Below are 1,118 nucleotides of genomic sequence, written 5' to 3'. Positions count from 1 at the left end.
GCCACAGTAATATAGCCCTGGCTGAGGTAACGCTCCAGCAAGGCTCGGCCCGCCGGGTTTTCTGCCAAATCCAGGTAGGCTTGCCGGGCCGCCTCCCCATGGATCCACAGATCCCGAACAGTGGCTGCCACACTGGATCCCCCAGAGCCGCGCGGATAGCGAATGTAGTCGAAGAGGATCCCATCCGGCTGCCGCTGCAGGATGCGGCGGATCAGCTCGGCAAAATCCCGTCGCGCCAGAGGATGAAAGGGATCCACAAACACCTCATCCGGGCTGCCCAAATCTTCTGCAAGGGCTGTCGCTGGATCCAAGACAGTGGTGAGGCCACGGCCGTTGCGGGCCAAGACTGCCTGGCGACCTGGGAGAAGCCCGTAGCTGTAGCCGAAATTGAGGGAAAACACCCAGGCATAGGCCGATAACCCCCGCCGTCGCGCCGCCTTGAGAGCCAAATCCAACAAATCGGCATTGGGCTGCAGGCTGGGCCAGATCCCGCCCGCCCCATCGGGCAGAATGGAGCGGCCATCGTAAAACGTCTCGATAAAAACGCGATTGTAGCCCAGGTTCACCACCTGGTCAAACACCTGATCCAGTACGCCTGGATTGGCATCACAGGGATGCAAGCGCACCCAAATGGCCTGAATCTGCGGCCAACGGCGGCTGCGGCAGGCAATCAAGGCAGCGCGATGTTCGGCTAAGACTTGGGTGTATTCGGCCCAAGCGGCCTCTGACTGGGTGGCCCGCTGGCGCAGTTGAGCCTTGCGCGCCACTTCCTCAGGGGGTTGCCGGCAGAAGGCATCGAGCTGAGGAGCAGACAGGGATCCTGTCTGGTTCTCGCTGCCCTGAAGCGCGGAACCGGAGTCCGGGAAAAGAGAATGGCCAAACCTAGGGAATTGGGCCTGGGCGGCAATTCCGGATCCCAGCCACATCAGTGTGCCAAGCACACCTACAAGCCATTTCCGCTGCCGCCTCGGCAACCTTAACACCCTTAACCCCATCGAGAATTGCTTTAGCTCTATCTCCCCCTAGAGATCGGCAGGCCCGAGGCAATTGTTCCCGCCCCCAGCCAATTGCGCTCAACTTTGAGAGGAGAGCTGGGGCTTGGGATCCCTTGCCCTATC

The 1,118-nt window shown here is 60.9% G+C and carries 1 pseudogene; it reads right to left on the bottom strand.

Annotation, left to right across the window (positions count from 1 at the left end):
* Positions 1-941 (bottom strand): annotated as a pseudogene (locus NW863_RS10965) (hypothetical protein); the annotation flags it as partial.
* Positions 942-1,118 lie beyond the last annotated feature (177 nt).

It is taken from the genome of Synechococcus sp. B60.1, assembly GCF_047462555.1.
Lineage (GTDB): Bacteria > Cyanobacteriota > Cyanobacteriia > Thermostichales > Thermostichaceae > Thermostichus.
Note: the sequence above shows the minus strand (reverse complement) of the source record. Positions and strands in the feature narration are given on the sequence as shown.